This window comes from Nostocoides vanveenii (assembly GCF_039531165.1).
In the GTDB taxonomy this organism is placed as follows: Bacteria; Actinomycetota; Actinomycetes; order Actinomycetales; family Dermatophilaceae; genus Nostocoides_A; species Nostocoides_A vanveenii.
The window spans coordinates 34,555-48,753 of the sequence record NZ_BAAAPN010000015.1 but is presented as its reverse complement, the minus strand read 5'-3'; the positions used below and the strand labels follow the sequence as shown (position 1 = coordinate 48,753).

The 14,199-nt window shown below is 68.5% G+C and carries 9 protein-coding genes; 3 read left to right on the top strand and 6 right to left on the bottom strand.

What is annotated here, in order from left to right:
- The first annotated feature begins 14 nt into the window (after positions 1-14).
- Positions 15-2,027: an acyltransferase family protein gene (locus ABD209_RS02775; RefSeq protein WP_344061772.1), complete on the top strand. Its 2,013-nt coding sequence runs from the start codon at positions 15-17 to the stop codon at positions 2,025-2,027.
- Between the two features lie 102 nt (positions 2,028-2,129).
- Positions 2,130-4,373 (top strand): hypothetical protein, encoded by a 2,244-nt coding sequence (locus ABD209_RS02770; RefSeq protein ID WP_344061769.1) that lies wholly within the window; start codon positions 2,130-2,132, stop codon positions 4,371-4,373.
- Positions 4,374-4,463: 90 nt separating this feature from the next.
- Here ABD209_RS02770 and ABD209_RS02765 read toward each other — a convergent pair whose 3' ends face one another.
- Positions 4,464-4,814 carry a VOC family protein gene (locus ABD209_RS02765; RefSeq protein ID WP_344061766.1) on the bottom strand — a complete coding sequence of 117 codons (351 nt, stop codon included), beginning with the start codon at positions 4,812-4,814 and terminating at the stop codon, positions 4,464-4,466.
- A 48-nt stretch (positions 4,815-4,862) separates the two neighbouring features.
- Positions 4,863-6,044: a trans-sulfuration enzyme family protein gene (locus ABD209_RS02760; protein ID WP_344061866.1), complete on the bottom strand. Its 1,182-nt coding sequence runs from the start codon at positions 6,042-6,044 to the stop codon at positions 4,863-4,865.
- 130 nt (positions 6,045-6,174) lie between these two features.
- Between ABD209_RS02760 and ABD209_RS02755 the strand changes: the two genes are divergently transcribed.
- On the top strand, positions 6,175-6,639 hold the full coding sequence (locus ABD209_RS02755) for an Lrp/AsnC family transcriptional regulator (RefSeq protein WP_344061763.1): 465 nt from the start codon (positions 6,175-6,177) through the stop codon (positions 6,637-6,639).
- A 73-nt stretch (positions 6,640-6,712) separates the two neighbouring features.
- On the opposite strand, the gene pgm is transcribed toward ABD209_RS02755, so the two are convergent.
- Genes pgm through ABD209_RS02735 form a run of 4 tightly spaced genes read right to left on the bottom strand, consistent with a single transcriptional unit; the run spans position 6,713 to position 14,146 of the window.
- The gene (gene pgm, locus ABD209_RS02750; RefSeq protein ID WP_344061760.1) at positions 6,713-8,374 is read right to left on the bottom strand and encodes a phosphoglucomutase (alpha-D-glucose-1,6-bisphosphate-dependent); all 1,662 of its coding nucleotides are present in this window, start codon (positions 8,372-8,374) and stop codon (positions 6,713-6,715) included.
- Positions 8,371-10,590 (bottom strand): 1,4-alpha-glucan branching protein GlgB, encoded by a 2,220-nt coding sequence (gene glgB / locus ABD209_RS02745; RefSeq protein ID WP_344061757.1) that lies wholly within the window; start codon positions 10,588-10,590, stop codon positions 8,371-8,373. Before glgB ends, pgm begins: the two co-directional genes overlap by 4 nt.
- Positions 10,587-12,050 (bottom strand): maltokinase N-terminal cap-like domain-containing protein, encoded by a 1,464-nt coding sequence (locus ABD209_RS02740; RefSeq protein WP_344061754.1) that lies wholly within the window; start codon positions 12,048-12,050, stop codon positions 10,587-10,589. The genes glgB and ABD209_RS02740 overlap by 4 nt, the downstream gene beginning before the upstream one ends.
- Entirely contained in the window at positions 12,050-14,146 is a 2,097-nt protein-coding gene (locus ABD209_RS02735; RefSeq protein WP_425564547.1) for an alpha-1,4-glucan--maltose-1-phosphate maltosyltransferase, read from the bottom strand. The genes ABD209_RS02740 and ABD209_RS02735 overlap by 1 nt, the downstream gene beginning before the upstream one ends.
- Positions 14,147-14,199 lie beyond the last annotated feature (53 nt).

Sequence of the window (14,199 nt, the reverse complement as noted above, 5' to 3'; positions counted from 1 at the left end):
CTAAGGTCACTCACGTGCACTTTCGGCCGGATATCCAAGGCATGCGCGCAACCGCCGTCATCCTCGTCGTCCTCTTTCATGCCGGCCTTCCCGTTCGCGGTGGATTTGTTGGCGTGGACGTCTTCTTCGTCATCTCTGGTTTCGTTATCACTGGGATGCTCGCCCGGGAACTCAACGCCGCCGGGTGCATCGACATGCGACGCTTTTATGCCCGTCGCGTGCGCCGGATTCTCCCGGCACTGGCGCTAGTCGTCGTCGTTGTCGTTGTTTGTGCCGCACTGATCTTGTCCCCCATCGGGGCGCAGCAACAAGTGGCGCAAACGGGCACGCTTGCGATGCCAATGCTTGCAAACGTCGGGATGATCAATGCTGACGACGGTTATTTCGCCCGCAGCGCCGAGGGCAACGCTCTCCTTCATATCTGGTCTCTCGGGGTCGAGGAGCAGTTCTACCTCGCCTTCCCCGCGATCCTTGCCATGGGGGTGTGGGTGGGCGCACGCGCCCTCAGGCTGACCCGCACCAGCTCGATGGTCGGCGCTGTCACTCTCGTCCTTCTCGGCTCATTGGCGTTGTGCATTGCTCTGACTCAGGGACTGCGCATCATCCGTGCCATCCCAGCACCTGATGCGACGGCGTTCTATAGCTCACCCGCCCGGGCATGGGAGTTCGCCGCTGGTGCATTGGTCGCGCTCCTCGACGAACGGATCGGCAGACTGCCGGCAAGATTGCTCGCCACCCTTGGCTGGTGCGGTGTTGCCGTCCTTGTGTGGTCGAGTGTCGTACTTACAGGTGATGGGTTCCCTGGCTATCGGGCCTTGCCCCCCGTTCTCGCCGCTGCGGCGCTGATTGTCGCCGGCACGGATCCACGCCGGTCGGGCCTGGTGGTCCGGGGATTGGCCGCCCGGTGGATGACGTGGATTGGCGATCGGTCGTACTCGTGGTATTTGTGGCACTGGCCATGCATTGTCATTGCCGCAGCCCTGTGGCCCGGGCTCCCACTAGCTGCCTTTTTGGCTGCCGGTTTATCTTTGATAATGGCATCGCTGTCCTTCACCTTTATCGAGGAGCCCATTCGGAACAATCGGGAACTCGGCGGGCGACGCTTGGTCGCCTTCACTCTCGCGCTGCTTGTCGTCCCGACGGGCCTCGCCTTAGTCCTACGGCAGGGGGCGAGAGTGCAATGGAATGACACCGCCAAGCAGCAGATGGCTGCACAACTTGCAGCAGACCACGTCGATCATGTGCGCGGGTGCGACGCGAATCCGTGGCCCAAGAACGCGTGCACCTGGGACGAATTCCCCGGGAACTCGCCGATTTACTTGGTGGGCGACTCTCTGGCAGGTGCCCTGAGCGAGGGCATGATCGGTGCCGCCGCGGAGCAGAACAGGCCACTCGCGATCCGGACCTCCTCGGGGTGTTTTTTCGCTGGTCGCGATCACCAACCCACCCAGCGCATCACGAAATGCGGCGCGCGATTTGCCGCGACGCTGACTTGGCTCGCCGACGTTCCTCTCGGGGACGTCGTCATCAGCACGTCGGATACTTACGTCTTCCGAACCGATTTGCCGATGGGGCTCGCAGGTCTGACGAGTCCGGAGGACAAGCGGAGATTATACCTCGACGGCTTGGACAAATCCATAGCGGGCATCACTGATCTTGGACACCACGTCGTGGTCATTGGCACCACCCCAGGTCGCTACCCGACCGAATCCGGCGAGATGGCGGGATTCGAGCCGGCGCGATGTGCCGGGGGGCTGTTGTTCTCTGTGGATCGCTGCGCCCACGCAATTCGACTTACGCGAATCAAACGCGCCATCCAGGCCGCATCTCGAGAGGTCGTTCTTAAGAATGGGGCCCAATTTCTCGACCTGACGGACAAGGTCTGCGATGGGGACTCCTGTCCTGTGCGTCGGGGCGAGGTGTGGATCTACCGCGATTCGGTGCACCTGACGACGGCAGCAAGCAGCACCTTGACACCACTGCTCGCCCGGGCGATTGCGGGCGGATCGCAAAAGGCTGGAGGGTAGCCGACTTCGGCGTCGCTGTGGATAACTATTAGTCGCGAGCGGGCGGGTGCGGGAGGGTTGAAGGTGTGAAGCGCGCACAACTCTCGGCATGAGGAGCAAGCGATGGGTCAGTTGGTGATTCCCGGTTTCCGCCTGCGGCCGGCGGATCCGAGCCGCGAAACCGGCGGCGCCACCTCCACCTGGGTGGGCACTCGGGAGAGTGACGGCGCCCGCGTGCTCGTCGTCCGCGATCCGGTGGGCTGCGCACGCGACTACGCTCGGTATCTCGAGCTCGTGATCGACGGCATGGTGCCGGTGGCCGATGCGTTCGACCTGGACATGGGGGTCGCGGTGGTCTATGCCGACCCGCCGCGACATCGGCTTGCCGAGGTCGTCGATGAGCTGGGCGATCTCCCTCGCGGCCAGGTGCTGGGCATCCTGAGGCACGTGTGCGCGGTCGTCGGGGCCATGACGAGTGCCGGCCTGCCGGCTCCGCAACTCACGCTCGAGCACATCGGTGTCGGCCCGGATGGGTCGATCTGGTTGTGCGAGAGCGCGATTGGATCGGCTCCCGACGGGGCAACCGGACGCGACCTAGCCTCAGCCGCAGCCGTGAGCGCTCGTGAGGCGGATGTGCCGACGCGGGACGCTCGCGGCGAGCTCGAGTCATCGGCGATTGCCGGGCTGTTGAGCCTGGCCGCTGACCTTCTGCCGCCGGATGCCCTCGCGGCGCTGGGACTCGATGACGTCGGTGCCGAGTGGTCGGGGCTCGGGGCGTTGATTGCAACCCTCGACCAGGCGCACCGCGCCGGTGCCAGCCTGACTCTCGATGATGTCGACGCCGGCCTTCGCTCCATCGGGTCGCCCGAACCACTGGCGGTGCCGGACGGCTGGGATCGGCCTGGGATGGACGAGCTGGTCAGGATGATGCGCGCCCGGGCCGGCGAACTCGACGATGCGCCCGCGAGACGTGGCGGGCGACTGCGCCTGAGCCGGGCACGGTTCGCCGCCCCGACCGGCTCGCCGGTTCCGCGCGGGCGAGGACAGACCGCCCGATCCGCCGCTGGCCACGTCGCACCCGACGTGGCGGGCTCGGCATCCGCGGAAGCCGCGCGGTTGCGCGACGCGGTCCGCGTCGTTCTGCCGCCCGCAGGTCAGGCGGCGCCCGGCCCCTCGGCTCCCGGTTCGGTGGGCTCGGCATCCGCGGAAGCCGCGCGGTTGCGCGACGCGGTCCGCGTCGTTCTGCCGCCCGCAGGTCAGGCGGCGGCCGGTCCGGCTCCCGAGTCGAGGGCCGGCATCGGCGTTGACCGGTCGGCCGGCATTCCACTACCGGTCGAGGCCGGCCCGGCCCGCCGGTCGCTTACGGACGGGTGTGCCAGCGCAGGCCACGCCGCCAGTTCGACGGTCCCCGGGCAGCGTCGCGAGCCGGCATCGACGTCTGGGCGCGGTTTGCCGAGCAGGCGATCCGGCCGACGGCCCGTCGGGATGATCCGGCGATCCCGGGGCGGCGTGCGCCCTCGGCGCAGCATTGCGGTGGGTGGCGTCGGGCGTGCTCGCTCACCCCTGGCCGGCGTGGCGCCCGCCTGGGAGTGGTTGGCGCAGGCGCCCGTCCGCTACCTCCCGGTGATGGGCCTGGCCCTGGTGCTGTCGGCCCTGGTCTTCGTCCGGCTCGCAGGCGGCCCTAAGCCGATGGCATCCGGCCCGGCCACCCAACCGCCGGCGGGCACCACGACCGCGACGTCGCGCACGCTGCCCATCTCGGCCAAGCCGGTGCCGAGTTCTGCGGGACCGTCGGCCGCCACCCCCCTTCCGACGTCCCGCAGCGCAGCCGTCCCGACCGCGACGACCCCCAGCACGACCGCGACGGCCCCGAGCCCGGGCGCACGACCGTCGGCCGCTGGCACTCCTTCAAAGTCCCAGAGTTCGCCCACCTCGTCCGCGACGGCTCCGACGCTGGCAGATCCGCTGGCCGATCTCACCGGCCCGTTGACCAATCCCGTGGTTGTCGCGCAGGCACTGGCCGACCTACGCGCCGAGGCCTGGGCCACGCTCGATCTCGGTATCGTCCGCGAGCTCAACGCGCCCGAGTCCGAGGCGTTCAAGGCCGATAGTGCGGCGGTGTCGAAGGCCGCAGAGCGCGGCTTGCGTTATACGGGCCTGGAGTTCGTCGTCCTCAAGGCCACGGCGCGGCCTGCGCCGGGGCCGGACGCCGAACGGATCGTGCTCGATGCCGAAGTCGACTCGAGTGCCTTCACCATCCGCGGCCCGGACGGCCGCACGACGACGACGCCGGGACGGGATGCTGCCCTGGTGCATCTGGAGCTTCTCTGGTCGGGGGAGCGCTGGCAGGTCGCGACAACCGCGTGAGTGCCGCGCTACCTAGGCCAGTGCCAGATCTCGCCCGCACCGATGCCCACCGATCGCCCGCCCACCGATCGCCCGCCCACCGGGCACCGCTCACACGCGGTGGTGCGCGACGTTGACGACCTGACCGTCGGGGGAGCGGACGAAGAAGCGGCGGATGCCCCACGGCTCGTCCGTCAGCGGATGCACGATCTCGTATCCCCGCTCCTGCATCACGGCATACGCTCCGTCGACGTCATCGACCTTGATCGTCAACTGCGAGTCCGCGGGCGCGCTCGCATCCGCCGTGACCACCTGCACGCTGGCACCGGTTTCGGGCGAGCTGAAGCGCGTCACCCAACCCAGGTCGAGCGTGGTCTGGCTCAGGCCGAGCACACCGAAGAAGTCCCGCGCCTTCTCGACGTCCTTGGTGTGGAGATTGGTGATGACTTCTTCGGCCTTCATCGCTTCAGTATGTCGGCGCGAGCGGCGCCGGTCCGGGCAGAGCGTCGATCAGGCCAGCGCCTGGTCGAGATCGGCGAGCAGGTCCCCGGGCGATTCCAGACCCACCGACAGGCGCAGCACGCCGGCATTCGGCTTCGCCTCGGCAGCCACCGGCCGATGTGTGAGCCCGGCGGGATGTTGGATGAGCGAGTCGACGCCGCCGAGCGAGACGGCGTGCGTGATCAGCCGAACGCGTTTGGCGACCGCGGCCGCCGCCTCGTAGCCGTCGACGAGCTCGAAGGCCAGCAACGACCCCGGCCCGGCCATCTGCCGCCCCGGCCCCACCAGCCCGAGCGGGTCGCACTCCTCGAGCGACGGGTGGAAGACGCGCCGGATGGCGGGGTGACCGGCCAACTGCCCGGCGATGATGCGCGCGCTCTCCTGCTGGGCGCGCACCCGGATCGGCATTGTCGGCAGTCCCCGGTGCAGCAGATAGGCGGTGAAGGGGCTGAGCACGCCGCCGGTGATGGCGCGCACCGGCCGGATGCGCCCTGCCGTCGCCTCGTCGGTGACCACGACGCCGCCGAGCGCATCGCCGTGCCCGCCGAGGAATTTCGTCGCCGAGTGCAGGACGATACGTGCGCCAAGGGCGAGCGGGCGCTGCAGCACCGGCGTGGCGAAGGTGTTGTCGACCAGCACGGGCACCTCACCGGCTGCCGCCGCGACAGCCCGCAGATCAAGCAACTCCAGCGTGGGATTGGCCGGCGTCTCGACGACGACGAGCCCGGTCTGCGGGGTGATGGCGGCGCCGATGGCGTCGGGATCGGCATAGGTGATCGTGGTGCCGAGCAGTCCAGTCGCGAGCAGGTGATCGGTCCCGCCGTAGAGCGGCCGGACGGCCACGACGTGATTGCGCCCGTCGGCGGTCATCGCCAGCAGGGTGGCGCTCATGGCGGCCATTCCAGAGGCGAAGGCTACGCCGGCAGCACCGCCCTCCAACTCGGCGACCGCGGCCTCGAACCGTGCCACGGTCGGATTCCACAGCCGCGCATAGACATTCGAGTCGCCCGGGTGCGGCGGATCGCCGCCGGCGAGGTGCTCGTATGCCGCTCCTCCCGCCTCGACGTCACCGAGCGGATTCGTCGTGGACAGGTCGATCGGCGGGGCGTGCACGCCCAGATCGGTGAGGTCTTGGCGGCCGGCGTGGACCGCTCGGGTGTCGAGGGTGGCGGAAGGTGACGACGCTGTCATCCCGCAACCGTCGCAGATGCTGCGGTGCACGTGGCGATAGATCGAACAACTCACGCTAATTCGCCCATTAGGTCGCCTATCGTTGCAGCGATCGGGCTTGATGAGCCACCGGGACCGAAGGATCTTCGCCATGTCGGACGAACTCGACGACGTCGACCAGGCCCTGTTGGCCGCCCTTATCGCCGATGCCCGGCTCGCCAACAACCGGCTGGCCGCCCGGGCCGGCGTCGCGGCATCGACGGCCCTCCTGCGGGTGCGCGCACTGATCGACCGCGGTGTCATTCGCGGCTTCCACGCCGACGTCGACCCCGAGCGGGTCGGCCGTCCGGTCCAGGCCATCGTGGCGGTTAGGCTCCGCGCGCACGATCGTCGTCATATCGACGCCTTCACCTCGACCGTGCCCCGGCTGCCCGAGGTCATGCAGAGCTTCCACGTCGCCGGCGACGACGACTATCTCCTGCACGTCGCGCTCCCCTCGGCGAGCGCCCTGCGGGAGTGGATCCTCGATCGCGTCACCACCCACCCAGCGGTGGCGCACAGCCGGACCACGTTGATCTTCGGCCACGACACGGGTCACACCGGACCGCTGACCTGAGCACCTTCGGCGCCAGAACGCGGCGAGGGCCCGGGCGCCGATGCGCCCAGGCCCTCAACCATGGCAGAACTCGTCAGCCCAGGGCGGCCGAGACCACCTCGCGGGCCGAAGCCTGGACCTCGGCCAGGTGTTCGGCACCCTTGAAGGATTCGGCATAGATCTTGTAGACGTCCTCGGTCCCGCTCGGCCGGGCGGCGAACCACGCCGACTCGGTGACGACCTTGAGCCCGCCGATGGGCGCGTCATTGCCCGGGGCCCGGGTCAGTTTGGCGGTGATCGGCTCGCCCGCAAGAGTTTCCGCGGTCACGTCCGAGGGGGACAGGGCCGCCAGCTTGGCCTTCTGCTCCCGGTTCGCGGGGGCGTCGATGCGGGCATACGCCGGCGATCCGTGCCGGGCGGTCAGCTCGACGTAGAGCGCGCTCGGGCTCTTGCCGGTCTTGGCAAGGATCTCCGAGCCGAGTAGGGCCAGCAGGATGCCGTCCTTGTCGGTGGTCCACACCGTGCCATCCATCCGCAGGAAGGACGCACCGGCCGACTCCTCGCCGCCGAACGGGCCCGACCCGTCGAGCAACCCGGGCACGAACCATTTGAAGCCCACAGGCACCTCGACCAGTCGCCGCCCGAGGTCGGCCGCGACCCGGTCGATCATCGAGCTCGACACCAGCGTCTTGCCGACGAAGCCGTCGGCCCGCCAGCCGGGCCGCGACCCGCCGAAGAGGTACTGGATGGCCACCGAGAGGTAGTGGTTCGGGTTCATCAGCCCGGCGTCCGGGGTGACGATGCCGTGGCGGTCGGAGTCCGCGTCATTGCCCGTCGCGATGTCGTAGCGGTCGCGCTGGGCGATCAGCGAGGCCATCGCCGAGGGAGAGGAGCAGTCCATGCGGATCTTGCCGTCCCAGTCGAGGGTCATAAAGCGCCACGTCGCATCGACCAGCGGGTTGACGACCGTCAGGTCGAGCCCGTGCCGCTCGGCGATCGCGCCCCAGTAGTCGACCGCTGCCCCACCGAGCGGGTCGGCGCCGATGCGCACCCCCGCCCCCTTGATGGCGGCGAGATCGACGACATTGGGCAGATCGTCTACATAGGTGCCCAGATAGTCGTATGCCGTGCACGCGGCCCGCGCCCGCGCGAACGGGATGCGCTTGACGCCGGCCAGACCGGCCCGGATGTAGTCGTTGGCCTTGTTGGCGATCCACTTGGTGGCGTCGGTGTCGGCCGGCCCGCCGTGCGGCGGGTTGTATTTGAAGCCGCCATCGCTCGGGGGGTTGTGCGACGGCGTCACGACGATGCCGTCGGCGAGCCCGGTGTGCGCCGGCAGGTCGTCGACGCCGCCGATCTTGCCGCGGTTGGCGGTCAGGATCGCGTGCGAGACCGCGGGCGTCGGCGTATAGCGGTCCGCCGCGTCGACCAACACCGTCACGTCATTGGCGACGAGCACCTCGAGCGCCGACGCCCACGCCGGCTCCGAGAGACCATGCGTGTCGCGCCCGATGAAGAGCGGGCCGTCGAAGCCCTGCTCACGCCGGTAGTCGACGATCGCCTGGGTGGTCGCCAGGATGTGATCTTCGTTGAAGGCGGTCTTGAGCGAGGACCCGCGGTGGCCGGAGGTGCCGAAGGCGACCTGCTGATCGATATTCTCCGGGTCCGGCTTGCCGGTGTAGTAGAGCGTGACCAGGTGGGCAACGTCGACGAGGTCCTCGGGGAGGGCGACCTGACCGGCGCGGGGATGGGTCACCTCTCCGTTCCTTCCGCTGTGTGGGCCTTGGGGGCGAGGTAGAGCGCCGAGAGCTTCGGCACCGAGATGACCGCGGAGTGGGGCTGGTTCTCCCACGGCTGCTCTTCGGCGGTCAGGACAACGCCCGCCTGCGAGGGTGAGCCGTATTCATCGAAGCCGGAGGTGTCGAGCACAACCTCCCACTCGCCGGCATACGGCAAGCCGAAGCGCATGCCGTCGCGAGCGTTGCCACCGAAGTTGATGATCGCGACGACGGCGCTGTTGCCGCCACGGTCGCCCTCGCCGAAGCGGACATAGGACAAGGTGTTACCCGCATTGTCGTGCGGGTTGAGCCACTCGAAGCCGGCGGGCGAGGAATCCTGGCCCCAGAGCGCCTTGTGTCCGCGGTAAAGCTTGTTCAGTTCCTTGACCAAGTTGTGCACCCGGTAGTGCGCGGCGTGATCGAGCAGCCACCAGTCCAGGGACCGGCCGTCGGCCCATTCGGAGGGTTGCGCGAACTCGCAGCCCATGAAGAGCAACTGCTTGCCGGGGTGGCTCCAGATGTAGGCGAGGTAGGCGCGCAGGGTGGCCAACTGGTCATACCGGTGGCCAGGGATCTTGCCCAGCAGCGAGCCCTTGCCGTGGACGACCTCGTCGTGGCTGATCGGCAGCACGTAGTTCTCGCTGTAGGCGTACATCAGCGAGAAGGTGAGCAGGTTGTGGTGGTACTGGCGGTGCACGGGGTCGCGCTGCAGGTAGCGCAGCGAGTCGTTCATCCAGCCCATATTCCACTTCAGACCGAAGCCGAGGCCGCCGGAGTCGGTCGAGCGGGTGACGCCCGGCCAGGAGGTCGACTCCTCGGCGACGGTGACCACACCGGGCGCCGACTTGTAGGCCGTGGCGTTGGTCTCCTGCAACAGCCCGATCGCCTCGAGGTTCTCGCGCCCGCCGTACTGGTTCGGCAGCCACTCGCCGCTGCGCCGGGAATAGTCGAGGTAGAGCATCGAGGCGACTGCGTCGACCCGGATGCCGTCGACGTGGAAGACCTCCATCCAGTAGAGGGCGTTGGCGACGAGGAAGTTGCGCACCTCCTTGCGGCCGAAGTCGAAGATGTGGGTGCCCCAGTCCGGCTGGTCGCCGCGACGCGGGTCGGCGTGCTCGTAGAGCGCGAGCCCGTCGAAGCGGGCCAGCGCCCATTCGTCGCGAGGGAAGTGCGCCGGCACCCAGTCGAGGATGACGCCGATGCCCGCCTGGTGCAGCTTGTCGACGAGAAACTTGAAATCGTCGGGCGTGCCGAAGCGTGCCGTCGGCGCGTAGTACCCGGTCACCTGATAGCCCCACGACGGGCCGTATGGGTGCTCCATCACCGGCAGGAACTCCACGTGCGTGAAGCCGAGGTCGGAGACATAGTTGACGAGGTGTTCGGCCAGCTCGACATAGCTCAGCCCGGCCCGCCAGGAGCCGAGGTGCACCTCGTAGATGCTCATCGGCCCGTTGTGCGGGTTGGTCGCGGCCTTGGTGTCTTGCCACGTCGCGTCGCCCCAGGGGTAGGCCGAGTCGTGGACGACCGAGCCGGTCCGGGGCGGGGTCTCGGTGCGCTGGGCCATCGGGTCGGCCTTGTCGCGCTCGACATCGTCTGCGCCGCGGATGCGGTACTTGTAGGTGGTGCCGGCCCCGACGCCGGGGATGAAGATCTCCCAGATGCCGGAGTTGCCGAGCAGGCGCATCGGGTGGCTCCGGTTGTCCCAGCCGTTGAAGTCGCCGACGACATAGACCGACTTCGCCCGCGGTGCCCACACCGCGAAGGAGGCGCCGGTCACCGAGCCCATCGGGCCGTCATACGTCTTGACGTGGGAGCCGAGGATGTCCCACAGCTTCTCGTGCCGGCCCTCGTTGATGAGGAAACGGTCGATGTCGCCCACGGTGGGGGCGAAGCGGTAGGGGTCGTCCTGCTCGTGCTCGATCCCGTCGCCCCAGGTGGTCAGGATGCGGTAGTCGAGAGTTTTGTCCAGGCCCGGACGCACGCCGCTCCAGACGCCGTCGGATTCATGCGCGAGATCGATGATCTCCTCGTCCTCGAAACGGACGCGAACGTGCTGTGCCAGCGGGCGGAGCACGCGGATCCGCAGACCATCGGCCTCCACGTGCTGGCCGAGCAGGTCGTGCGGTTGCTGGTGACGGCCATTGGCCAACGACCAGCGCGCTCCGGGGAGTGCGCTCGGGGGCGTGGGGGTCACGGTTGGTCCTCCTTTGTCTGTCCTGCGTCGGGCAGGAGCCGGTCCAGTGCAGTGAGCGGTATGCCGATCCAGTCCGGCCGATTGCGTACTTCGTAGACGACCTCGTACAAAGCCTTGTCCACCAAGTAGGCGAAGAGCAAGGCCTGCGCGTCGCGCGGATCGTGCCCCGCGCGCGCGGCGTAGCCATCCATGAAGGCCTGTTGCGCGTTCTCGACCCAGTCGCGGGCCGAGTGCCCGCGCGTGCTCTGCTCGACGGAGCCACCGGCGTAGTCGAACGACCGAAGCATGCCCGCGACATCGCGCAACGGCTGATCCGTGCGCGTGCGCTCGGCGAGGGGACGCAACGGCTCGCCTTCGAAGTCGAGCAGGACCCACCCGCGCTCGGGGACGTGGAGGACCTGGCCGAGGTGATAGTCGCCGTGGATCCGTTGGAAAGCTGGCCAATCCGCCTGTGCCGCAGCGTCATACACCGCATCGATGGCGTCGGCGCGCGAGGCGAGCTGCGGAGCCTCGGCCACCGCGGCGGCGGCGCGCGACCGCATTTCGGCGATGGTCTCGGCGACGCGGTCGGGGTCGGCGGGCTCGGTCGGCAGGCGCTCCGCGAGTAGCGAATGGACCTCGGCCGTGGCGTCCCCGAGGGTGCGGGCCCCGGCGGCGAAGTCCGTTCCGTGGCCGGCCGCGACCAGGGCCTCGCGCCACGCATCCTGCGCGCCGGGGAGGAACTCCTGGGCGAAGGCCAGATGCCCGGTTGCGACCCCGGCATCCGGGGCGGCCTTACGGCCCGGCTTGCCGGCTTCGGGCCAGCTCCCGGCGACCGCGCCGAGGCTGGCCGGGACCCGGGTGCTCCCGGCAGCGGCGAGGACGCCTTGCAGTTCGACATCGGGGTTGCGTCCGTCCGCGAGCGCCCGGAAGACCTTGATGATAACCGGCTGCGGCTCACCGTCTGCGTCAACCGCCATACCGATGATCGAGGTGTTCGACTGCTCGCCGGACAGGACGCGCGACTCGGTCAGCCGCCAGCCCCGAGTCCCCATGCCGATGCCGTTCACCGCCGGCTCGACGGCGTCGGTGATGCTGCTCGACGCGGCCTCGACCTCGCCGATGGCGAGCGCGAACAACTGGGCGGCATACACCGGGTCGTGGGGGGCGTCATAGACATAGCGCGTGCCCAGCACCGAATGCTCGACCACGCCGACGAGCGCGGCGTCGGCGCCGCCGAGGGGCGCCCCGCGATAGGTCAGCGGCACCTGGTAGACGATCGGCGGCGACGTCGCGTCGTCGGCGATGACGAAGGTCTCGATGCCGACCTCGCCCTCCGGGTCGTCCAGACGCCACGCGAAAAGGGGCCGCAGCGCCGGGGTGCGGCCCTTGGCGGCATACCAGCGTTGGCTGCCGATCCAGGCGGCAATGGCGTCCTTCTTGGCGGGCGAGATGGAGGCGCCCTTGTGCAGCAGGGCCATCAGTCGCGCCGGACCTTGATGATGTGAACGGGCTCCCACTCAGGGCCGAGGCGGACGAAGTTCCGCTCCCACCAACGCCATTCGGCGCCAGTGAGGAGGTCTTCGGCGATGAAGCTGTCGCCATAACCCATCCCGAGCTCGGGCATGTCGAGGTGGACGACCGACGAACGGGTCGAGTGCGGGTCGAGATTCGCGACGACGATGATCGTGTCCTCCTCGCCATTACGCAGGATGCGTCGCTTGGAGAAGCAGAGCAGATTCTCATCCTCCACGTGGTGGAAGCGGACATTACGCAGCCAGTGCAGGGCGGGGTGCTCGCGACGGATCTCATTGAGCCGCGTCAGGTAGCCCGCCAGCGACTGCCCTTCCTTGGGACCGCCCTTGTCGTAGTCGGCCCAGCGCCGGTCCTTGTATTGGTACTTCTCGTTATCGATCTGCTCCTCGGCGCCGGGGCGGGCCACGTGCTCCATCAGCTCGTAGCCGGTGTAGATCCCATAGGTGGGCGAGAGCATCGCCGCGAGCGCGGCGCGGACCTTCCAGGCCGCGAGCCCGCCGAACTGCATATAAGGGGTGAGGATGTCGTGCGTCGTCGGCCAGAACGACGGGCGCATGTAGGACGCCGCGTCACCCGCGAGCTCCTCGACGTATTCGCGCAGATCCCACGCCTGGTTGCGCCAGGCGTAGTAGGTGTAGCTCTGCTGGAAGCCGACCTTACCCAGCGTGTGCATCATCGCCGGCTTGGTGAACGCCTCGGCCAGCCAGATCACGTCCGGGTGGTCCTTGGCGACATCGGCGATCAGCCACTGCCAAAACTCCACCGGCTTGGTGTGCGGATTGTCGACGCGGAAGATCTTGACCCCGTGGTCGATCCAGACCTGGATGACGCGGCGCACCTCGGCATACGCCTCGGCGGGCGTGTTGTCGAAGTTGAGGGGGTAGATGTCTTGGTACTTCTTCGGGGGGTTCTCGGCAAACGCGATGGTGCCGTCGGCGCGGGTGGTGAAGAACTCGGGGTGGGTCTGCACCCACGGGTGGTCGGGGGAGGCCTGAAGGGCAATGTCCATGGCCACCTCGAGGTCATTGCGCGCAGCCTCGGCGACGAAGGCATCGAAGTCGTCGAAGGTGCCTAGGTCGGGGTGGAGGGCGTCGTGACCGCCGGCGGGTGACCCGATGGCATACGGGCTGCCGGGGTCCTTGGGGCCGGCGTTCAGGGTGTTGTTCGGGCCCTTGCGCGCCGCCGTGCCGATCGGGTGGATCGGCGTGAGATAGACGACGTCGAAGCCCATCTTCGCGATCGCCGGCAGGCGCTTGGCTGCCGTAGCGAACGTGCCGGAGACCCACTCGCCGGTGGTCTCGTCGTAGTAGCAACCCTCGGACCGCGGGAAGATCTCGTACCACGCGCCGTAGAGCGCGCGTTCACGTTCGACGAGGAGCGGGAAATCCGCTGTGGGAGAGATGTATTGGCGCATCGGGAGCGCGGCCATCTCGGCGTGGATGTCACGGTTGACGCCGGCATGCAGGCGTGCCATGGCAGTTTGGGAGGTGTTTTGGAGTCCGGAGACCGCCTCGTCGAGCAGGAGCCGGCCCTGGCCGCTGCGGCCCTCCTGGGCGGCGGCCTTCTGCAGGAGCAGCACTCCCTCGGTGAGCATGAGTTCGGTGTCAACCCCTGCAGCGACCTTGATCGTCGCGTCGTGCTCCCAGGTGCCGAAGAGGTCCGACCAGCCCTCGACGCGATAGGTCCAGTAGCCCGGCTCGTCCGGGGTGACTTCGGCGACCCAGAGATTGAGTCCGGGGTTGATGCAGTCCATCGGCAGGTAGATCTCGCTGCCATCGGGACGGGTCAGGACCAGATTCGCATTGACCGCGTCATGCCCCTCGCGAAAGACCGTCGCGTTGACGGTGAAGGTCTCGCCGACGACCGCCTTCGCCGGGCGCGCACCGCCGTCGACGAGGGGGGAGACATCCTGGACCGGGATGCGCCCGATCGGGTTTTGTGGGGCGCCGGTCCTGGGGGCGGCATGGCCGTTGGTCGACGGCGCGGAGTCCGTGGCGGACTGCGCGGAGGTCGGTGCGGACGAGGTCGAGGATGCGGGCATCATCGCAGCCGCAGGCGTATCGGGCGTCACACGACAACGCTATCTGGTGGCCG

Excerpts from the sequence above, each read along its gene's own strand:
- ABD209_RS02770 (WP_344061769.1), top strand. The coding sequence starts at position 2,130 with ATGGGTCAGTTGGTGATTCCCGGTTTCCGCCTGCGGCCGGCGGATCCG.
- ABD209_RS02765 (WP_344061766.1), bottom strand. The coding sequence starts at position 4,814 with ATGAAGGCCGAAGAAGTCATCACCAATCTCCACACCAAGGACGTCGAG.
- ABD209_RS02760 (WP_344061866.1), bottom strand. The coding sequence starts at position 6,044 with ATGACAGCGTCGTCACCTTCCGCCACCCTCGACACCCGAGCGGTCCAC.
- ABD209_RS02755 (WP_344061763.1), top strand. The coding sequence starts at position 6,175 with ATGTCGGACGAACTCGACGACGTCGACCAGGCCCTGTTGGCCGCCCTT.
- ABD209_RS02740 (WP_344061754.1), bottom strand. The coding sequence starts at position 12,050 with ATGGCCCTGCTGCACAAGGGCGCCTCCATCTCGCCCGCCAAGAAGGAC.
- ABD209_RS02735 (WP_425564547.1), bottom strand. The coding sequence starts at position 14,146 with ATGCCCGCATCCTCGACCTCGTCCGCACCGACCTCCGCGCAGTCCGCC.